The sequence below is a fragment of the Streptomyces sp. M2CJ-2 genome (genome assembly GCF_016757295.1).
In the GTDB taxonomy this organism is placed as follows: domain Bacteria; phylum Actinomycetota; class Actinomycetes; order Streptomycetales; family Streptomycetaceae; genus Streptomyces.
Window position 1 is genome coordinate 38,049 of sequence record NZ_JAESIF010000020.1, and the last position, 20,802, is coordinate 58,850.

Here is a 20,802-nt window from a genome sequence, read left to right on the forward strand (position 1 = left end):
TGTCACGCCCTGTCCGCGACGCGCTCGCCGAGGAGGCCTTGGGGCCTGAAGAGGAGCACGAGGATGAGGAGTACGAAGGCCCAGACGTTTGCCCAGGACTGGCTGCCGAACTGCTGCATGCCGGGGATGTCGGAGATGTAGGCGGTGGACAGGGCTTCGGCGATGCCGAGGACGAGGCCGCCGAGCATGGCTCCGTAGATGTTGCCGATTCCGCCGAGGACGGCGGCGGTGAAGGCCTTGAGTCCGAGGATGAAGCCCATGCGGAAGTCGATCTGGCCGTACTTGAGGCCGTAGGCGACGCCGCCGACGGCGGCGAAGACGGCGCCGAGGGCGAAGGCGACGACGATGATGCGGTCGGTGTTGACGCCCATGAGCTTGGCGGTGTCGGGGTCCTGGGCGGTGGCCTGCATGCCGCGTCCGGTGCGGGTGCGCATGACGAAGTAGCCGAGGATGGCCATGCTGAGGGGGGCGGCGCAGAGGACGAAGATGTCGCCGGTCTGGATGGTGACGTTGCCGATTTCGAAGGGTCCGCCGGGGATGTTGGGGAAGGTGCGGGCGGATTTCGCTTCGGGGTACCAGGCCCATACGGCTTGCTGGAGGGCGAGGGAGAGTCCGATGGCGGTGATGAGGGGGGCGAGGCGGGGGCCGCCGCGCAGGGGCCGGTAGGCGAACCGTTCCGCCCCTACGGCCACGGTGGTGGCGACGATCATGGCGCCGATGAGCATGAGGGGCAGGGCGATCAGCATGGAGGTGCCGTCGGGCAGGATGTAGACGTAGACCGTGAGTGCGCCGAAGGCGCCGGTCATGAAGATCTCGCCGTGGGCGAAGTTGATGAGCTGGACAATGCCGTAGACCATTGTGTAGCCGAGGGCGACCAGCCCGTACATGGATCCCAGTAGCAGGCCGTTGACCAGCTGCTGCGGCAGTTCGTTCACCGCATGTCCTCCGAGACGTTCGGAAAGTTCGATGGATGGGGCCGGATGTGAGTACGCGCGGGGCGCCTGTGGTGCGGCGCCCCGCGCGGCTCGGTGGGTGCGGTTGGGTCAGCCGGTGTAGGTGCCGGACTCGACGTCGTTCCAGTCGCCGTTCTCGACGGCGTAGACGGTGAGCTGCTTGTTGGTGGCGTCGCCGAACTCGTCGAAGGAGACCTTGCCGGTGACTCCGTCGAAGGAGACGTCCTGCATGGCGGCGGTGACCTTTTCGCGGGCGTCGTCGGGCAGCTTGCCGTCGTTGTCCTCGACTACCTTCTTGACGGCCTCGATGATGGCCCAGGCCGAGTCGTAGCTGTAGCCGCCGTAGGCCGCGTAGTCCTCCTTGTAGCCCGCGTCCTTGTAGTTGGCGACGAACTCCTTGGCGGAGGGGAGTTCCTCGACGGGGGCGCCGACGGAGGTGGCGAGGTCGCCGGTGCCGCTGGCGCCGGCGAGCTTGATGAAGTCGGCGCTGTAGATGCCGTCGCCGCCGACGAGCGGGATCTTGGCGCCGGCTGCCTTGATCTGCTTGCTGAGCGGGCCGGCCTGCGGGTATTCGCCGCCGTAGTAGACGACGTCGGCGCCGGAGGACTTGACCTTGGTGGCGACCGCGGAGAAGTCCTTGGTCTCGGGGTCGATGTGCTCGGTGCCGACGACCTTGCCGCCGAGCTTCTTGAACTCGGCGGTGAAGGTGGCGGCGAGGCCGGCGCCGTAGGTCTTCTTGTCGTCGATGACGAAGACCTTGCGCTTCTTGGAGTCGTTGTACAGGTACTGGGCGGCGAACGGGCCCTGGATGGCGTCCGTGGTCGCGGTGCGGAAGTACGCCTTGTACGGGCGGGTCTTGGTCTTCTGCCAGTCGGGGCCCTGGGTGAGGGAGGGGTTGGTGTTGGCGGGTGAGACCTGGACGAGCTTGGCGTCGTCGAAGACCTTCTGCATGGATTCGCCGACGGAGGAGTTCAGCGGGCCGACTGCGCCGAGGACTTGGTCGTTGGCGACGAACTTGGTGGCGTTCTGCTGGCCGGAGGAGGGCTGTGCCTGGTCGTCGAGGGCTTCGATCTTGAAGGTGACGCCCTCGACGAACTTTTTCTTGTTGGCGATCTTGGTTGCGAGGTCCACGGAGTTCTTGATGCCGAGGCCCAGCTCGGACAGGTCGCCGGTCAGCGGCGCGTCGACGCCGATGACCACGGTGGTGCCACCGCTGCCGGAGCCCGAGCTGCCGCCGCCGTTGTCGTCGCGTGAGCCGCAGGCGGTGAGGGTGAGTGCTCCCGCCGCCAGTGTGGCGGTGATGGCGATGAGCGAACGTTGACGCACGATCCAGTCCTTTCCCCTGACGGCTGTTTCCCGGTGGAAACGGCCGAGTCGAGCGCTGGGCCGAAGTGACAATCAGGCGGCGCGGTGACTGGCCGTGACTCTAAGCGGGTGTGGGGAATATGGAGGAGGGTCTGGCCGAGGCTGTGACTCTCTTGTTATGACACGGCGTATTGCGGAGCGGTACTCGATGGGGGGAACGGCGGAATTCTCGCCGTTTTGCCCCGTCCGCATCATGAGAAACCGCAGGACCCGGCGGGGGGCGTTCAGGTGTATCAGCCGTTTTGGTGATTACTCGAATTCGTTGCTGCAGGCTACCTGTGTGGCCTGGGGGAAGTCCTGTGCGTGGCGTGATCCAGGGGCGAAGCGGAATACCTGTATTGCACACGTAATACGTAGAGTTACGACCGGGAAGGGAGGCTCGACGTTCAGTGAAACGTTTCTGCACTCCGTGGCGCGCAAGCCTGGCGGTGATCTTGCGGAAGATGGCCGGATCTTTGTCTGAAAAGAGGGGTGCGTGGGGTGGGGATCGCGGAAAGGTCGTGTATGGCCGGGGTATCGCCGTAACAGTGGCGGTAGCACCGGATTCCGCCCGGATTCCGGAATTGAATATGAGGTTCCGTTTCCCTGCTTCAGGTGGCGTGACCTGCGGTTTCAGCGGGGCGCCGGGGAGGGTGGTGGGCGTGGTTCCACGGGGCCGCCCCGCTCATCGCCGGGGATCCGGGTCCGGTGCGCCGGTGCGGTACCGTTCGGCGCAGGCCTCGCGCACCTGACGGACGATCACCGCATGGGCGGCTCGCGGGACTTGGCGTTTTCTGACGGGACGTGCGGCGTCCACCGCTTCGCGCAGGGTGGCGTACGGGCCGTCGGACAGGCCCGTCGACTGGTGGTCGCCGTAGGGGGTGCCCTCCAGTACCTCGCGGGACCAGTGGGCGACGAGGCGCACGCAGACGTCCTCGGCGGAGGTCGCCGAGGGTGACGGCGGGGGCGGGAGCGGGGTGCCGGTGTGGCCGGCTCCGGACGGGCCGCAGCCGGTGGCCAGGACGACCGTCAGGAGCGGTGGCGCGGTGAGCAGGGGGCCGAGTGCCCGGCCCGCGGGCCGGAAGACGCCTCCCCGCTCCATGTCCGAAACGGTGGAGCGCCCGCCGCCCGCGGGCAACGGCGGTGCGGGGCCGTGATGAGGCCGGGCCGGGAAACGGCTGCGGGGGCGGCCGTACGGCCGCCCCCGCACCCTCACGCGCCGGTCAGTTCGCGACGCCGGCCGCCCGCTCGGCGTCGCCCGCGTTGTCGCCCGGGTTCACGTCCCGCAGCAGACAGGTCAGGCGCGCGGTGCACACCCGCTTGTCGGCCTCGTCGCTGATGACGATCTCGTACGTCGCCGTGGACCGCCCCCGGTGCACCGGGGTGGCGACACCGGTGACCAGGCCGGAGCGGGCGCCACGGTGATGGGTGCAGTTGAGGTCGACACCCACGGCGATCTTGGAGCTGCCGCCGTGCAGCATCGACCCCACCGAGCCCAGGGTCTCGGCCAGTACCGCGGAGGCGCCGCCGTGCAGCAGCCCGTAGGGCTGGGTGTTGCCCTCCACCGGCATCGTCCCGACGACCCGCTCGGCCGAGGCCTCCAGGATCTGCACGCCCATGCGCGTACCGAGATGGCCCGCGGAGAAGAGTGCCTGCAGATCCACGCCGAGCGCGGCGTACTCGTCGATGACCTCTTGCGGGAACTTCACGTGCTGCTGCTCTCCCATGGGGCCCGGCTCCGTTCGTCGTGATCGCTGCGGCATACGGCACTGCGGCCACCGCCGTACTGCGGCGGTGGCCGCTGAGCAAACGCTCAGTCGGTCGCCGATTGTTCCAGACGGACCACGACGGACTTGCTGGCCGGGGTGTTGCTGGTGTCCGCGGTCGCGTCCAGCGGCACCAGCACGTTGGTCTCCGGGTAGTACGCGGCGGCGCAGCCGCGGGCCGTCGGGTAGTGCACCACGCGGAAACCGGGCGCCCTGCGCTCCACGATGGCGTTGTCGGCGTTGTCGTTGTTGTCGTTGGTCTTCCACTCGCTGACCAGGTCGACGTACGAGCCGTCCGCCAGCCGCAGTTCCCGCGCGTCCTGCGGGTTGACGAGCACCACGCGGCGGCCGTTCCTGATGCCCCGGTAGCGGTCGTCCAGGCCGTAGATCGTGGTGTTGTACTGGTCGTGCGAGCGCAGCGTCTGCAGCAGCAGCCGCCCCTCGGGCAGTTCGGGGTACTCCACCGGCGCGGCGGTGAAGTTGGCCTTGCCGGTGGCCGTGGGGAAGCGCCGTTCGTCGCGCGGGGCGTGGGGGAGGGTGAACCCTCCGGGGTGCGCCACGCGCGCGTTGAAGTCCTCGAAGCCGGGGATCACGCGTGCGATGCGGTCGCGGATCGTCGCGTAGTCCTTCTCGAACTCCTCCCACGGGACCTTGCTGTCCGCGCCGAGGACCCGGCGGGCCAGCCGGCACACGATGGCCGGTTCGGACAGCAGCTGCCCGCTCGCCGGTTCGAGGCGGCCGCGGGAGGCGTGCACCATGCCCATGGAGTCCTCGACCGTCACGAACTGCTCGCCGCTGTCCTGCAGATCGCGTTCGGTGCGGCCCAGGGTCGGCAGGATCAGGGCGCGCGCGCCCGTGACGGCGTGCGAGCGGTTCAGCTTGGTCGACACGTGCACGGTCAGCCGGGCCCGGCGCATCGCGGCCTCGGTGACCTCCGTGTCGGGGGAGGCGGAGACGAAGTTGCCGCCCATGGCGAAGAACACCTTCGCCTTCCCGTCGCGCAGCGCGCGGATGGCCCGTACGACGTCGTAGCCGTGCTCACGCGGGGGCGCGAAGCCGAACTCCTTCTCCAGGGCGTCCAGGAACTCCGGTGCGGGCCTCTCGAAGATGCCCATGGTGCGGTCGCCCTGCACGTTGGAGTGGCCGCGCACCGGGCAGACGCCCGCGCCGGGGCGGCCGATGTTGCCGCGCAGCAGCAGGAAGTTGACGATCTCGCGGATCGTGGGCACGGAGTGCTTGTGCTGGGTGAGGCCCATCGCCCAGCACACGATGACGCTCTTCGATTCGAGGACCATGCGCAGGCACGTCTCGATGTCCTCGCGGGTGAGGCCGGTGGCGGCGAGTGTCGCGTCCCAGTCGGCGGCGCGGGCGGCCTCGGCGAACTCCTCGTAGCCGTGCGTGTGTTCGCGGACGAAGTCCTCGTCGACGGCGCCGGGCGTGTCGACGATCAGCTTGTTGAGGATGCGGAAGAGGGCCTGGTCGCCGCCGAGGCGGATCTGCAGGAACAGGTCGGTCAGGGCGGCGCCGGTGGTGAGGCCCTTGGGGGTCTGCGGGTTCTTGAAGCGCTCCAGGCCCGCCTCGGGCAGCGGGTTGACGGTGATGATCCGTGCGCCGTTCGCCTTGGCCTTCTCCAGGGCGGACAGCATGCGGGGGTGGTTGGTGCCGGGGTTCTGTCCGGCGACGACGATCAGGTCGGACTTGTGGAGGTCCTCCAGCAGGACGCTGCCCTTGCCGACGCCGATCGTCTCGGACAGGGCGGAGCCGGAGGACTCGTGGCACATGTTCGAGCAGTCGGGCAGGTTGTTGGTGCCGAGCTCGCGCGCGAAGAGCTGGTAGAGGAAGGCGGCCTCGTTGCTGGTGCGTCCGGAGGTGTAGAAGAGGGCCTCGTCGGGGGAGCCGAGGGCGGCGATCTCCTCGGCGACGATGTCGAAGGCACGCTCCCAGGTGACGGGCTCGTAGCGGTCGCCGCCCTCGGGGAGGTACACGGGGTGGGTCAGGCGGCCCTGCTGGCCCAGCCAGTAGCCGCTGCGGCCGGCCAGGTCGGCGACGGGGTGCGCGGCGAAGAACTCGGGGGTGACCCGGCGCAGGGTGGCCTCCTCGGCCACGGCCTTCGCACCGTTCTCGCAGAACTCCGCGGTGTGCCGGTGCTCCGGCTCCGGCCACGCGCAGCCCGGACAGTCGAAGCCGTCCTTCTGGTTGACGTTGAGCAGGGTCAGCGCCGTGCGTCTCACGCCCATCTGCCGGTGCGCCATACGCAGGCTGTGGCCGATCGCCGTGAGGCCCGCGGCCGCGTGTTTCGGCTCGGTGACCTGCGGCGCGTCCTGGACCGGATCACCCTTGGGCGGCTTGGTGGCCATCGCGCACTCCTCTTCGCGTACACGTGTGACGTACGCCTCCGATCCTCGCACGCGGCGGAGACGACGACGGGGCCGGGCGGAGGCCGGAGGATTCGGGCCGGTACGGGCGGTTCCGGTGCCGCGGGGCGTCCCGGTGCACGGGGGCGGGACCGAGTGTCAGTGGCGCGTGGCAGGATCGTGGGCGTGGCAGAGACAGCAGCGAAGAAGACCGACCAGACCTCCGGCGAGGCCCGTCCGCGACTGATGCTCATGGACGGGCATTCGCTGGCCTACCGCGCGTTCTTCGCGCTGCCCGCGGAGAACTTCACGACCGCGACGGGCCAGCCGACGAACGCGATCTACGGTTTCGCGTCGATGCTGGCGAACACGCTGCGCGACGAGGCGCCCACCCACTTCGCGGTGGCCTTCGACGTCTCCCGCAAGACCTGGCGGTCGGCGGAGTTCCCCGAGTACAAGGCGAACCGCTCCAAGACACCGGACGAGTTCAAGGGACAGGTCGAGCTGATCGGTGAGCTGCTCGACGCGATGCGCGCCCCGCGCTTCGCCGTCGAGGGCTTCGAGGCGGACGACGTCATCGCCACGCTCGCCACCCGTGCCGAGGCCGAGGGCTTCGACGTGCTGATCGTCACCGGCGACCGGGACTCCTTCCAGCTGGTCTCCGAGCACACCACGGTGCTGTACCCGACCAAGGGCGTCTCCGAGCTGACCCGGTTCACCCCGGAGAAGGTGGTCGAGAAGTACGGGCTGACCCCCGCGCAGTACCCGGACTTCGCGGCGCTGCGCGGCGACCCGTCCGACAACCTGCCCGGCATTCCCGGCGTCGGCGAGAAGACGGCCGCGAAGTGGATCAACCAGTTCGGTTCCTTCGCGGACCTCGTCGAGCGCGTCGACGAGGTCAAGGGCAAGGCCGGGCAGAACCTGCGCGACCACCTGGAGTCGGTCAAGCTCAACCGCCGCCTCACCGAGCTGGAGCGGCAGGTCGAGCTGGGCAGGGACGTCGCCGACCTGGAGCGGACCGCCTACGACCGCAAGGCCGTCGCGATGATCCTGGACACCCTGGAGATCAGGAACCCGTCGCTGCGGGAGCGGCTCTTCGCCGTCGACCCGGGCGCGCAGGAGTCCGAAGCCGCCCCGGTCGTCGCGGACGGGGTGGAGCTGGACGGCGCCGTCCTGGGCGCGGGCGAGCTGGCCGGCTGGCTCGCCGAGCACGGCACCGCGCCCCTCGGCGTCGCCACGGTCGACACCTGGGCGCTGGGGACCGGCTCGGTCGCCGAGATCGCCCTGGCCGCGGCCGCAGGACCGGCCGCCTGGTTCGACCCGGCCGAGCTGGACGAGGGCGACGAGCAGGCGTTCGCCGCATGGCTCGCCGACGCGGAGCGGCCCAAGGTGTTCCACAACGCCAAGGGCGCGATGCGGGTCTTCGCCGAGCACGGCTGGAGTATCCGGGGCGTCGCCATGGACACCGCGCTCGCCGCCTACCTGGTCAAGCCGGGCCGCCGCTCCTTCGACCTGGACGCGCTGTCCCTGGAGTACCTGCACCGCGAGCTGGCGCCCGCCGCCGCGGCCGACGGCCAACTGGCCTTCGGCGCGGACGACACCGCCGAGGCCGAGGCGCTGATGGTGCAGGCCCGCGCGGTCCTCGACCTGGGCGAGGCCTTCGAAGGCCGCCTGACGGAGGTGGGCGCCGCGGATCTGCTGCGGGACGTGGAACTGCCGACGTCCATCCTGCTGGCCCGCATGGAGCGGCACGGCATCGCGGCGGACCGGGCCCACCTCGAGGGCATGGAGCAGATGTTCGCGGGCGCCGTGCAGCAGGCCGTGCAGGAAGCGCACGCGGCGGCGGGACACGAGTTCAACCTGGGCTCGCCCAAGCAGCTCCAGGAGGTCCTCTTCGGGGAACTCGGCCTGCCGAAGACGAAGAAGACCAAGACCGGGTACACCACCGACGCCGACGCCCTGGCCTGGCTGGCGGGCCAGACCGACAACGAGCTGCCGGTGATCATGCTCCGGCACCGTGAACAGGCGAAGCTGCGCGTCACCGTCGAGGGGCTGATCAAGACCATCGCCGCGGACGGCCGCATCCACACCACGTTCAACCAGACGGTCGCCGCCACCGGCCGCCTGTCGTCGACCGATCCGAACCTGCAGAACATCCCGGTCCGTACCGACGAGGGCCGTGCGATCCGTCGCGGGTTCGTCGTCGGGGAAGGCTTCGAGTCGCTGATGACGGCGGACTACAGCCAGATCGAACTGCGGGTGATGGCCCACCTCTCCGAGGACGCCGGACTCATCGAGGCGTTCACCTCCGGCGAGGACCTGCACACCACCGCCGCCGCGCAGGTGTTCGCGGTCGAGCAGTCCGCGGTCGACGCGGAGATGCGCCGCAAGATCAAGGCGATGTCGTACGGCCTCGCGTACGGACTGTCCGACTTCGGTCTGTCCCAGCAGCTGAACATCAAGACGGCCGAGGCCCGCGCCCTGATGGACGCGTACTTCGAGCGGTTCGGCGGGGTGCGGGACTACCTGCGCCGCGTGGTCGACGAGGCTCGGGCGACGGGTTACACGGCGACCCTCTTCGGCCGCCGGCGCTACCTGCCCGACCTCAACAGCGACAACCGCCAGCGCCGCGAGGCGGCCGAGCGCATGGCGCTGAACGCGCCGATCCAGGGCACGGCGGCGGACATCGTCAAGATCGCCATGCTGAACGTGGACCGAGCGCTGCGCGAGGCGGACCTCAAGTCCCGGATGCTCCTCCAGGTCCACGACGAAATCGTCCTGGAGATCGCCCCCGGCGAGCGCCCGGCCGCGGAAGAGCTGATCCGCCGGGAGATGGCCGCCGCGGTCCGGCTCCGCGTCCCCCTGGGCGTCTCGGTCGGCGCGGGCCCGGACTGGGAGTCGGCGGCGCACTAGCCCTGCCGGGCGGAGGCAGTGGGTCATCACGGAGGCGCCCGGCGGGCGCCTCCGTAACGGCCCCGTCCTTGTCTCCGTCGCCCTGAGGGGCCTCACTCGCGTGGACCTCGCGGGCGGGCCGTCGCGGGGGCCGGAAGCCAGGATGCGGGGCATGGGTATACGCATGCTTCACCGCAGAGCGGGGCCCCCGCCGACCGACGCCGACGGACCCACCCTCGAGGCGTTCTCGCCGGTTCCGGTCTTCGCGGCCACCGCAAGTACCGCCCGTACTCCCGCCCCCCTCACGACCGCGTTGCGCCGCACCGGCCGACGGCGCACCGGCCGCGGGGCCACCGTCGCACCGTCCGCCCCGTCGCCCGGCGTCGGCGAGCCGCCCCCGTGGCGACTGTGGGCCGAGCTGCCCCGCAGCTATCTGGCGCTCGCCCTCACCCTGCTGCCCCGCCCCCGCCCCGTCCGTATCGTCACCGTGTTCGTGGCGGCAGGGGAGACCCTCAGCGTGCGGCCGTACGGCTCGGCCGCCCCGTACCGGCGTCATCAAGGTCCCCGGTGGCCGGGGCCGGACGCAGCGCCCTGACCGCCACGGCGTACAGCGGCAGCGCGACCACGAGCCCGGCGCCCGCCCCGAAACACACCGTGGGGATCAACTCCCACGGCTTCGCGGTCGCACCCCAGTAGTCCCACCACCGCGAGGCTCGATGCACGGCCCCCACCAGCGCACAACCGCCGAGCAGCGCGGCGGCCCCCCACCGGTCGGACGGGGACAGCGACGGCACCCCCGTCGGCGCGGGCCGGGGCGCCGCTCGCTTCAGCGCCCGCGCCAGGAACACGACGAGCACCACCGTGGCCACCGCCGAACCGCCGTACTGCAGGTACCAGTACAGCGGTGAGCCCGCGATCTCCCGTCCCAGGACGGGGAAGACCCGCATCCCCCACCGGTCGAGGTGCGTGAAGGCGTCCCACACCACGTGCGTCAGCGCACCGAGCACGGCCGAGACGTACCAGCGCGCCACCAGGGAGGCCCGCACGCGCGCGGGGGGCGTGCCGCAGCGCAGCAGGGCGGCCGTACGTCCCTGCCGGGGCCGCGGCAGCAGCGCCACGAGCGGTTCGCGGATCAGGAGCCACAGACCCACCAGCGCCCAGGCGATGCACACATCCATGGTGAGGACGCCCGGGAACGAGTGGGTGAAGTCTCCGAACTCCATTGCTCCGGACAGGACACTGGCCGCGTAGTAGGTCAGGTCCGGGGCGAGGCTGCCCGCCACGAGAACGGCCGGCACCAGGGAGCCCCGGCCGGTCCCGTCGGTTCGCACAGCGGGCAGGACCGCCGCCGCATGGCTCAACGTGAAGGGCAACTCGGCTCCTCGGAGGGTTCGTTGACCGGGCTGGTCGGTCCCGGTGCTCGGCGGACCACAGTATGCGCGACACCGTCGGCCGTGCCCGTGTGGGGACGATTGCGGTCAACCGGTGAATACCGGGCATGAACGGGTGTGCGGGCAAAGGATGTTGCCGTAGGGTCGCGAGAGTCGCCGTGCCAGGTGCAACCGGCGGGCGGACTGAATCGTCACAACCGGGCGAGTGTGACAGACGTTGACGGATGCTCCGGTGTCCGCGGGGAGGGGTTCACTCTATGGCGGCGCATTTCGGCAGGAGGCTGCGCAAGGGAGCGGCAACCACCGCCGTGGCGGCGGCCGCGGTGGCGGCCCTGTCCGCGTCCCAGGCCCCGGGTGCGACGATCGGCGACCCGGGCGGACGGGCCGCCTCGGACGCCGCCACGGCACCCGAGGGAAGCGCCGACGGCCCCGGTGCGACCGGCAACTCGCCCTACTACACGGACCTGCCGCCGCTCAACAGCCCCAACCCCTCCCCGTCCGCGAGCACCGACCCGCGCACGCCGGGCGCTTCCGAGGCGGGCATACCCGCGACCGTCCTCGACGCCTACAAGAAGGCCGAGGCGGCACTGCGCGAGTCCAAGCCCGGCTGCAACCTGCCCTGGCAACTGCTCGCCGCCATCGGCAAGGTGGAGTCCGGTCAGGCCCGCGGCGGGCGCGTCGACGCCGAAGGCACCACCCTCTCCCCGATCATCGGCCCGCAGCTCGACGGCAACGGCTTCGCGCTCATCCGGGACACCGACAACGGCGTGTACGACGGCAACAGCACCTATGACAACGCCGTCGGCCCCATGCAGTTCATCCCGTCCACCTGGGCATGGGCGGGCCGCGACGGCAACGGCGACGGCCGCAAGGACCCCAACAACATCTACGACGCCGCCCTGGCCGCCGGCCACTACCTGTGCCGCTTCGGCTGGGACCTGTCCGACCGGGCGGACCTCGACAAGGCGATCCTCAGCTACAACCAGTCGACGGACTACCTGAACACCGTCCTGTCGTGGCTGGAGTACTACCGCAAGGGCACGCACGAGATCCCGGACGGCACCGGCGCCCTGCCCGGCGACCGCAGCGACGACCACACCACGCGCCCCTCCCCGACAACGCCGTCGACGCCGAAAACCCCGAAAACCCCGAAGCCGCCCACAACGCCGACGCAGCCGGGCGCCACCCCGTCGACCCCGGGCACGTCCCCGAAGCCCGGCACCGGGCCCGACGAACCGGGCGGCAGCAGCAGCCCGAGCCCCGAGCCGCCGACCACCTCCCCGGGCACGCCGAGTGCACCGCCGAGCACGACACCGCCGCCCAGCACCCGCCCCACGCCCACCGACACGGTGGACCACCTGGAGAACGCCGGCACGGGCAAGCTCACCGCGAGGGCGGGCGACGCGTTCACCGAGAGGATCCGCGCTCGCGCGGAGACGGACGACGGCAAGGCCGTCGCGAAGGTGCGGATCCGCTTCACCGTCCTCGGCGACACCGACACCACCTTCACCGGCGGCGAGAGCGTGGCCACCGTCGTCACCGACAGTGCCGGTGTCGCCGTGGCGCCCGCGCTCCGGGCGGGCGAGAAGACGGGCCGCGTCACCGTCCGCGCCACCGTCGTCGGCCGCATCGTCCCGGGCCTCGACTACCGGGCCACCGTCACCGAGCGCACCGCCGACACCGTCGTGCGCACCGGTGACGAGGCACTGACCTGCACCCCGGGCGGCGAGTTCGCCCACCGGGTCGAGATCCGGGCCACCCACGACGGCGCCCCGGCCGGCAAGGTCGCGGCCACCGCCACGCTGATCACGTCGGCCGACGACCCGGCCGTCAACGACGAGGGCCCCTACTTCAAGGACGGCGACGGCAAGGCCGTCCGCACCCTGAGCGGTCTGGAGACGGACGCGGACGGCCTCCTGACGCTGCCGCAGCTCCACGCGGACGACACCACCGGCACCTTCCTGCTCCGCGTCACCACCGCGGGCGGCGCGACCCTCACGGTCGAACTGACCGTGGCCGCCGCCGAGACGGCCTCTCCGGGCCCCACCGCCGGCTCATAGCCGGCCGTACCCCTGCCGGCCCGGTCCCCACAGGGTCCGGGCCGGAGGCGGAGCAGGAGCGGGTCACCGCCTGAGCCGTGCGTTGGTGTGCCGGGTCGGCTCGGCGGCAGCCGGGTCCTCGGGCCACGGATGCCGGGGGTAACGGCCGCGCAGTTCGGCCCGTACGCCCTTGTATCCGTCCTTCCAGAAGGAGGCGAGGTCGGAGGTGACGGCGGCGGGCCGCCCGGCCGGGGAGAGCAGGTGCACCAGCAGGGGCACCCCGGCCACCCGCGGCGTCTCCTGGAGCCCGAACATCTCCTGGAGTTTCACCGCGAGCACCGGCTGCCCGACGTCGGAGTAGTCGATCCGGATCGCGGACCCACTGGGTACGGTGGTCCGCTCGGGGGCCAGCTCGTCCAGCCGGGCGGCCTGCCCGGACGCCCACGGCAGCAGCCGGCCGAGGGCCTGGCCGGCGTCGATCCGCGCCAGATCGGCCCGGCGCCGGGCGCGGCTCAGCTCGGGCTCCAGCCACTCCTCCACACGCGCGTGGAGCGCGTCGTCGGACACATCGGGCCAGGGGTCGCCGAGCCGGCCGTGCAGAAAGGCCAGCCGCTGCCGCAGCACGGCCGCTCCCGTCGGCCACCGCAGCAGCCCGAACCCCTCCCGCCGCAGTCCGTCCAGCAGTGCGGCCCGCACGAGGGCGGGCTCCGCGTCGGTGCGGGGCCGTACCGCCAGCTCCACCGCCCCCAGCCGCTCGACACGACGGGCGACGACATCGCCGTCGGCCCAGTGCACCTCCTCGCGTGTCTCCAGCAGGGCCCCGGCCGCCCACCGCGCGGTCTCCTCGTCGACGACCGCGCCGAGCTGCACGCGCGCGTGCCCCCGCCCCACCGGCCGGTCGGCGGCGGCGACCGCGATCCAGGGAGCGCCCCGCAGCCCGGTGCCCTCGCCGGTCTCGGCCCGCGTCCCGGACACCATCAGATACGAACCGCCCTCCGCGCGGGCGATCCGCTCGGGAAACGCGAGCGCGGCCACCAGCCCGACACGGGCGCCCTCCCCGCCCTCCACTGCGCCCGTCGGCACGGGCGGCGCGGCGTGGACGGCTTCCGGGGAGACCTCCGAGGCGAGCGACCGCAGTCGGCGCGCCTCCGCCCGCCACCGCTGCGCATAGGCGTCGTCCCCGCGCCGCGCGGCGCGCAGCGCCTCGGCGAGGTCGTCCCCGTAGCCGCGCGGCGCCTCCTCGCCGATCAGCGCGACCACTTCGGCGGCGAGCGCGCGACCCACGGTCGGCGCCGCGTCCAGCAGCGCCCGCCCCAGCCGGGGATGCCGGCCCAGCCGGGTCAGCCGCGTGCCCCGCTCCGTGGCCCGCCCGTCGGCGCCGACGGCCCCGACCGCCGTCAGGACGGCCCCGGCCGCCGCCATCGCCCCGCGCGGCGGCGGATCGAGCAGCGCGAGCCCGGAGGCGTCCGGGTCGCCCCAGCAGGCCGCCTGCAGCGCGAACGCCGTCAGGTCGGCCACCTTGATCTCGGGAGCGGGGAACCGGGGCAGCCGCGCGTCCTCGGCCTCCGCCCAGCACCGGTACACCGCGCCCGGCGCCTCACGTCCGGCCCGCCCCGCCCGCTGCCTGCCCGCCGCCTGCGAGGCCCGTACCGTCGTCAGCGCGCTCAGCCCGCGCGCGTGGTCGACGCGGGGCTCACGCGCGAGTCCCGCGTCCACGACCACCCGAACCCCCGGAACCGTCAGCGACGACTCCGCCACCGAGGTCGCCAGCACCACCCGGCGCCGCTGTCCGGGTGCCAGCACCGCGTCCTGCACCGATGCCGGCGCCCGCCCGTGGACCTGGAGCACCTCGACCGCTCCGAGTTGTCCCAGCTGTCCCAGTTGCCCCGGCTGCCCCAGCTGCGCGGCGACCCGGGCGATCTCGCCCACGCCGGGCAGGAACACCAGCACGTCACCGTCCCGTTCGGCCAGCGCCCGCCGAACCACCGACGCCACATGCGTCAGCAGCGCCGGGTCGACCCGCATGCCGTGCGGCGGCCGTACCGGACGCGTGGGAGGGGCCCACACCACCTCCACCGGATGGGCCGTGCCGTGCGCCTCGACCACGGGCGCGTCGCCCAGCAGCCGCGCCCAGCCCGCCGCGTCGGTCGTCGCCGACGCGGCCACCAGCCGCAGCTCCGGCCGCAGGGTCTCGCGCACGTCCCACAGGAACGCCGCCGCCGTGTCCGCGTCCAGATGCCGCTCGTGGCACTCGTCGAGCACCACCGCGTCCACCCCGGTCAGTTCCTGGTCCCGCTGCAGCCGCTGCAGGAGCACGCCGGTCGTGACGACCTCGACGCGCGTGCGGCGCCCGACCACCCGCTCCCCGCGCACCGTGAAACCCACGGACCCACCGACCCTCTCGCCCAGCAGCCAGGCCATCCGCCGGGCCGCCGCCCGCGCCGCGATCCGCCGGGGCTCGGCGACCACCACCCGCCGCGCGGGCCCGCCACCGATCAGCCCGGCCAGCACCAGCGGCACGAGGGTCGTCTTGCCGGTGCCGGGCGGTGCGACGAGAACGGCGGTGCCGTGAGCCTCCAGGGCGTCGGTCAGCGCGGGAAGGGCCTCGCGCACCGGGAGGGCGTCGAGAGCGTCGTGACGGATCACGCACTCAGTCCCGTACGCACACGAAGATCGCCGTGCCCGGGATCAGGTGGCCGCGCAGCGGGGACCAGCCGCCCCACTCGGAGGTGTTCCACTCCGGCCACTGGGGCTCCACCAGGTCCACCAGGCGAAAGCCCGAGGCGGTGATGTCGCGGACGCGGTCGCCCAGCGTCCTGTGGTGCTCCACGTACACCGCGCGGCCCTGCTCGTCCTGCTCGACGTAGGGCGTGCGGTCGAAGTAGGACCCGGAGACGCTCAGTCCCTCCGGGCCGGGCTCGTCCGGGAACGCCCAGCGGATCGGATGCGTGACGGAGAAGACGAACCGGCCCCCGGGCCGCAGCACCCGGCGCACCTCGCGCAGCACCAGCCGCGGGTCGGCGACGAAGGGCAGCGCCCCGTACGCCGAGCAGGCCAGGTCGAAGGAGCCGTCCGCGAACGGCAGGGCGCCCGCGTCGGCGCACACCAGCGGGAACGGGCCCCCGATGCGCAGCGCGTGCTGCAACTGCCGGTGCGAGATGTCCAGGGCCACCGGACGCGCGCCCTGCGCGGCCAGCCAGCGTGAGCACTGGGCCGCGCCGGCGCCGAGCTCCAGGACGTCGCGGTCCTTCAGGTCCTCCGGCGGGCCGAGCAGCTCGGCCTCCACCTCGTCCAGCCCCTCGGGGCACCACACGAAGCGGTCGTCGCCCAGGAACGTGCCGTGCTCGATCTGGTACTCGTCCGCGTTGCGGTCCCACCAGCCCCGGTTGGCGCGGGAGCTCTCGGTGACGCCGGCGTTCCGTCGGGTCGCCTCGGGTTCGGACGCTTCGGGCTCTTGGATGATCGGCTCCATCGTCGTACTCTTCCGTCCAGTTGCCCCAGCTGTCGCCACAGGGGGCGCGCGAGGTCCTGCGTGGCGTGGGGTCTTGTGTGGCCTCGAGGCGGCGTCTGGCGTGCGGCGCTACCCCCAGAAGGGGGAATTGTGCCGGTTATGCGGCGATCCGCCCCGGGTGGGGGGCTTCGCGCATTGACCCTGCCCGGCTGCCCCCGTATGCTACAAGTTGCGCTGCGGGCCTGCGCACCTCAGACATAGCAGGCTGCGCTCGCATCTGTTGTATGTCCCCTCGGTTCTCGAGGCGCCACCGGTGTACCCGGTGATGGAACGGCGCTTCTTTTGCTGTCCGGCTTCTGCAGAGCGAAACGGGCTCCGGCGTAGCAGTACCTACGACTCACTGTCCGTACCGGAGCCCTTTCCCACATGACGAGCAGCACCGAGACCACCGCCACCACCCCGCAGGTTGCGGTCAACGACATCGGTAACGAGGAAGCCTTCCTCGCCGCGATCGACGAGACGATCAAGTACTTCAACGACGGCGACATCGTCGACGGCGTCATCGTGAAGGTCGACCGGGACGAGGTCCTGCTCGACATCGGTTACAAGACCGAAGGTGTCATCCCGAGCCGCGAGCTCTCGATCAAGCACGATGTCGACCCCAACGAGGTCGTCGCCGTCGGTGACGAGATCGAAGCCCTTGTTCTCCAGAAGGAGGACAAGGAAGGCCGCCTGATCCTCTCGAAGAAGCGCGCCCAGTACGAGCGTGCCTGGGGCACCATCGAGAAGATCAAGGAAGAGGACGGCATCGTCACCGGTACCGTCATCGAGGTCGTCAAGGGTGGTCTCATCCTCGACATCGGCCTCCGCGGCTTCCTCCCGGCCTCCCTGGTCGAGATGCGCCGCGTCCGCGACCTCCAGCCCTACGTGGGCAAGGAGCTCGAGGCGAAGATCATCGAGCTGGACAAGAACCGCAACAACGTGGTCCTGTCCCGCCGTGCCTGGCTGGAGCAGACCCAGTCCGAGGTCCGCCAGACGTTCCTCACCACCCTCCAGAAGGGTCAGGTCCGTTCCGGCGTCGTCTCCTCGATCGTCAACTTCGGTGCCTTCGTGGACCTGGGTGGCGTCGACGGCCTGGTGCACGTCTCCGAGCTGTCCTGGAAGCACATCGACCACCCCTCCGAGGTCGTCGAGGTCGGTCAGGAAGTCACCGTCGAGGTGCTCGACGTCGACATGGACCGCGAGCGTGTCTCCCTGTCGCTGAAGGCGACCCAGGAAGACCCGTGGCAGCAGTTCGCCCGCACCCACCAGATCGGCCAGGTCGTGCCCGGCAAGGTCACGAAGCTGGTTCCGTTCGGTGCGTTCGTCCGCGTGGACGAGGGCATCGAGGGTCTGGTCCACATCTCCGAGCTGGCCGAGCGCCACGTGGAGATCCCGGAGCAGGTCGTCCAGGTCAACGACGAGATCTTCGTCAAGGTCATCGACATCGACCTCGAGCGTCGTCGCATCAGCCTCTCGCTGAAGCAGGCCAACGAGGCCTTCGGCGCCGACCCGACGGCGGTCGAGTTCGACCCGACCCTGTACGGCATGGCCGCGTCCTACGACGACCAGGGCAACTACATCTACCCCGAGGGCTTCGACCCCGAGACCAACGACTGGCTCGAGGGCTACGAGGCTCAGCGCGAGGCGTGGGAGACCCAGTACGCCGAGGCGCAGTCCCGCTTCGAGCAGCACCAGGCGCAGGTCATCAAGTCCCGCGAGGCGGACGAGAAGGCCGCTGCCGAGGGTGGCGACACCGAGGGTGCGGCTCCGGCCGCGTCCGGTGGCGGCTCGTACTCCTCCGAGGGCGGCGACAACTCCGGCGCCCTGGCCTCGGACGAGGCGCTGGCCGCGCTGCGCGAGAAGCTGGCCGGCGGCCAGAGCTGAAATCCGGCCGCTGAGCTCTAGCCGGTGACTGAGGGGCCGCACCTTTCGAGGTGCGGCCCCTCAGTGCTGCGCTTCGGGGTCGGGCGTCGCCCGCGGGCCGGTGGGAGCTCGTCACGGTGGAGCCGCGTGCCGACACGGCCCCGTGCCCCGCGGGGAGTTGTCCTCATCCGGGAATGCAGGTGCCGCGCGTCACGTTGTCCACTAGGAACACGAGGAGGAGCGGTCACGGTGCTTGATCCGCAGGGTTTGTACGCATGGGAGCCGAAGGGGCTGGCCGTGGTCGACATGGCGCTCGCCCAGGAATCGGCCGGACTTGTCATGCTCTACCACTTCGACGGGTACATCGACGCGGGCGAGACAGGCGACCAGATCGCCGAGCGGCTGCTCGACTCGCTGCCCCACCAGGTGGTCGCCCGGTTCGACCACGACCGGCTCATCGACTACCGGGCCCGGCGTCCGCTGCTGACCTTCACCCGCGACCGCTGGACCGACTACGAGGTGCCCGCCCTCGAGGTGCGGCTGGTCCAGGACGCCACCGGGGCTCCGTTCCTGCTGCTGTCCGGGCCCGAACCGGACGTCGAGTGGGAGAGGTTCGCCGCCGCGGTGCGGCAGATCGTGGAGCGGCTCGGCGTCCGCCTGTCGGTGAACTTCCACGGCATTCCGATGGGCGTCCCGCACACGCGACCGGTGGGCATCACCCCGCACGGCAACCGCACCGACCTCGTCCCCGGCCGCACCGGCCCCTTCGAGGAAGCGCAGGTGCCCGGCAGTGCCGAGGGACTCGTCGAGTACCGGCTCATGCAGGCCGGGCACGACGTGCTGGGTGTCGCCGCGCACGTGCCGCACTACATCGCCCGCTCCGCCTATCCGGACGCGGCGCTGACCGCCCTGGAGGCCATCACGGCCGCGACCGGCCTGGTCCTGCCGGGTGTGGCGCACTCCCTGCGCACCGACGCCCACCGCACGCAGACCGAGATCGACCGCCAGGTCCGGGAGGGCGACGACGAGCTCACGGCCCTCATCCAGGGCCTCGAGCACCAGTACGACGCCGCCGCGGGCGCCGAGACCAGGGGCAACATGCTCGCCGAGCCGGTGGAGATCCCCTCGGCGGACGAGATCGGGCTCGAGTTCGAGCGGTTCCTCGCGGAGCGCGAAGGCGACAACTGAGACAGGACCTGCCACCGCCGTCGTCGGTGGCAGGCCCTAAGCTTCGGGTCATGCTGACGGTGGGCCTGACCGGCGGGATCGGAGCCGGCAAGAGCGAGGTGTCGCGGCTGCTCGTCGAGTGCGGAGCCGTACTGATCGACGCGGACCGCATCGCGCGCGAGGTCGTCGCACCGGGGACACCCGGACTCACGGCGGTCGTGAAGTCCTTCGGCGAGGGGGTACTCGCCGAGGACGGCAGCCTGGACCGGCCGGGACTGGGATCGATCGTCTTCGCCGACCCGGAGAAGCTCGCCGTCCTCAACGCGATCGTCCACCCCCTGGTGGGCGCCCGCTCCCGTGAGCTGGAGGAGGCCGCCGCCGAGGACGCCGTCGTCGTCCACGACGTACCCCTCCTCACGGAGAACGGCCTCGCTCCCCGCTACGACCTCGTGATCGTGGTCGACGCGAGTGCCGAGACCCAGCTCGACCGCCTCACGGGCCGCCGCGGCATGAGCGAGCAGGACGCACGCGCGCGGATGGCCGCCCAGGCGACGCGCGAGCAGCGCCGGGAGATCGCGGACATCGTCATCGACAACGACGTCCCCCTGGAGGAGCTGGCGCGGCGGGTGAAGGACGTATGGGCCGAACTCGTCCGCAGGGAGCGGGCGGCCCGTCGGCCCGCGCAGGAATAGGAGCCCCCGTCCGGGGCGTTGAACCGGTTCGACGAGGGAAGGATGCGGCTGTGCCCGAGCTCAGTGGTTCGACCGGACGTACGCCGGAGACACATGTCATCGACTTCCGTGCCGCCGAGCAACTGCTCGCCTCGCGGGACCCGCGGGGTGCGGTGAAGCTGCTCGACGGGGTCATCGACGCGTACCCGGAGAACACCGCGGCGCGGTTGCTGCGCGCACGCGCGTTCTTCGCGGCGGCCCAGCTGAGGCCGGCCGAACTCGAGTTCTCCATCGTCCTGGAGCGCGAGCCGGACAACGCCTTCGCGCACTTCGCGCTCGCCCGCACCTACCAGCGGCAGAGCCGCCCCGAACCGGCCAGGCGGCACTTCCGGCTGGCCGCCGCACTGGACCCGAACCCGGAGTACCTGAAGGCCGCGAGCTTCGACACCTGAGCGGGGCCGCCCGCGCTGCCGCCGGTCACACGGTCACCACGGGCCCCTGGGCGGTTCGTACGGGGGGACGTCGCGGCCCGGCTGGTAGTGCGGCCCCTGACGGAGGTGCCGGACGACCACGATCAGATCGGTCGTGACGACCAGCCACAGCACCCCGCACAGGAGTGCCCAGCCCGGATGGCCGGAGAGCGCGAACGCCACCGTCCCGGCGACCGTCCACACCTCGCCCCACACACTCAGCCAGAGCCGCGCGCGCAGCGCACTGCGCGCGGTCCTCGGCTCACTGCCCGTACGCATCTCGTCACCACCCCTCCCGATTTCACCGTACGCCAGGACGGCGAGGGGCGGCGTCTTCACTCGTTCGAGTGGACCGGGGGAGAAGGGGAACTGGCTTGCGGTTCAGGTCCGTTGGGCGGA

The 20,802-nt window shown here is 71.5% G+C and carries 16 protein-coding genes; 7 read left to right on the forward strand and 9 right to left on the reverse strand.

Annotated features, from left to right (window positions below):
• Positions 1-2: 2 nt before the first annotated feature.
• From JL475_RS17565 to JL475_RS17585, 5 genes are all read right to left on the reverse strand, one after another.
• Complete coding sequence (locus tag JL475_RS17565; protein WP_202278665.1) at positions 3-935, reverse strand: branched-chain amino acid ABC transporter permease; 933 nt, start codon at positions 933-935, stop codon at positions 3-5.
• A 108-nt stretch (positions 936-1,043) separates the two neighbouring features.
• Complete coding sequence (locus tag JL475_RS17570; protein ID WP_202278666.1) at positions 1,044-2,279, reverse strand: branched-chain amino acid ABC transporter substrate-binding protein; 1,236 nt, start codon at positions 2,277-2,279, stop codon at positions 1,044-1,046.
• 703 nt (positions 2,280-2,982) lie between these two features.
• On the reverse strand, positions 2,983-3,399 hold the full coding sequence (locus tag JL475_RS17575; protein ID WP_237407431.1) for a hypothetical protein: 417 nt from the start codon (positions 3,397-3,399) through the stop codon (positions 2,983-2,985).
• A 121-nt stretch (positions 3,400-3,520) separates the two neighbouring features.
• Positions 3,521-4,024 carry a PaaI family thioesterase gene (locus JL475_RS17580; protein WP_202278667.1) on the reverse strand — a complete coding sequence of 168 codons (504 nt, stop codon included), beginning with the start codon at positions 4,022-4,024 and terminating at the stop codon, positions 3,521-3,523.
• Positions 4,025-4,110: 86 nt separating this feature from the next.
• Positions 4,111-6,420 (reverse strand): FdhF/YdeP family oxidoreductase, encoded by a 2,310-nt coding sequence (locus tag JL475_RS17585; RefSeq protein WP_202278668.1) that lies wholly within the window; start codon positions 6,418-6,420, stop codon positions 4,111-4,113.
• Between the two features lie 183 nt (positions 6,421-6,603).
• Between JL475_RS17585 and polA the strand changes: the two genes are divergently transcribed.
• A complete protein-coding gene (gene polA / locus JL475_RS17590) occupies positions 6,604-9,330 on the forward strand; it encodes a DNA polymerase I (RefSeq protein ID WP_202278669.1) in 2,727 nt (908 codons plus the stop codon).
• A gap of 151 nt (positions 9,331-9,481) precedes the next feature.
• A complete protein-coding gene (locus JL475_RS17595; protein WP_202278670.1) occupies positions 9,482-9,904 on the forward strand; it encodes a hypothetical protein in 423 nt (140 codons plus the stop codon).
• On the opposite strand, the gene JL475_RS17600 is transcribed toward JL475_RS17595, so the two are convergent.
• Positions 9,822-10,682, reverse strand: coding sequence for a DUF4184 family protein (locus JL475_RS17600; protein WP_202278671.1), 861 nt, complete (start codon positions 10,680-10,682; stop codon positions 9,822-9,824). The genes JL475_RS17595 and JL475_RS17600 overlap by 83 nt on opposite strands.
• A gap of 275 nt (positions 10,683-10,957) precedes the next feature.
• On the opposite strand from JL475_RS17600, the gene JL475_RS17605 reads away from it, so the two are divergent.
• The gene (locus JL475_RS17605; RefSeq protein WP_202278672.1) at positions 10,958-12,760 is read left to right on the forward strand and encodes a lytic transglycosylase domain-containing protein; all 1,803 of its coding nucleotides are present in this window, start codon (positions 10,958-10,960) and stop codon (positions 12,758-12,760) included.
• Between the two features lie 63 nt (positions 12,761-12,823).
• On the opposite strand, the gene hrpB is transcribed toward JL475_RS17605, so the two are convergent.
• Positions 12,824-15,385, reverse strand: coding sequence for an ATP-dependent helicase HrpB (gene hrpB / locus JL475_RS17610; RefSeq protein WP_202278673.1), 2,562 nt, complete (start codon positions 15,383-15,385; stop codon positions 12,824-12,826).
• Between the two features lie 4 nt (positions 15,386-15,389).
• Positions 15,390-16,211, reverse strand: coding sequence for a class I SAM-dependent methyltransferase (locus JL475_RS17615; protein WP_237407432.1), 822 nt, complete (start codon positions 16,209-16,211; stop codon positions 15,390-15,392).
• Between the two features lie 405 nt (positions 16,212-16,616).
• On the opposite strand from JL475_RS17615, the gene rpsA reads away from it, so the two are divergent.
• The 4 genes from rpsA to JL475_RS17635 all read left to right on the forward strand — a co-directional run bounded on the left by rpsA (position 16,617) and on the right by JL475_RS17635 (position 20,385).
• Positions 16,617-18,116, forward strand: a complete 1,500-nt coding sequence (gene rpsA, locus JL475_RS17620) for a 30S ribosomal protein S1 (RefSeq protein WP_202278675.1) — start codon at positions 16,617-16,619, stop codon at positions 18,114-18,116.
• Between the two features lie 228 nt (positions 18,117-18,344).
• The gene (locus tag JL475_RS17625; protein WP_202278676.1) at positions 18,345-19,283 is read left to right on the forward strand and encodes a PAC2 family protein; all 939 of its coding nucleotides are present in this window, start codon (positions 18,345-18,347) and stop codon (positions 19,281-19,283) included.
• A 50-nt stretch (positions 19,284-19,333) separates the two neighbouring features.
• The gene (coaE, locus tag JL475_RS17630; RefSeq protein WP_202278677.1) at positions 19,334-19,954 is read left to right on the forward strand and encodes a dephospho-CoA kinase; all 621 of its coding nucleotides are present in this window, start codon (positions 19,334-19,336) and stop codon (positions 19,952-19,954) included.
• A gap of 50 nt (positions 19,955-20,004) precedes the next feature.
• Entirely contained in the window at positions 20,005-20,385 is a 381-nt protein-coding gene (locus JL475_RS17635; RefSeq protein ID WP_109380614.1) for a tetratricopeptide repeat protein, read from the forward strand.
• Positions 20,386-20,418: 33 nt separating this feature from the next.
• On the opposite strand, the gene JL475_RS17640 is transcribed toward JL475_RS17635, so the two are convergent.
• Entirely contained in the window at positions 20,419-20,682 is a 264-nt protein-coding gene (locus JL475_RS17640; protein WP_202278726.1) for a DUF6343 family protein, read from the reverse strand.
• Positions 20,683-20,802 lie beyond the last annotated feature (120 nt).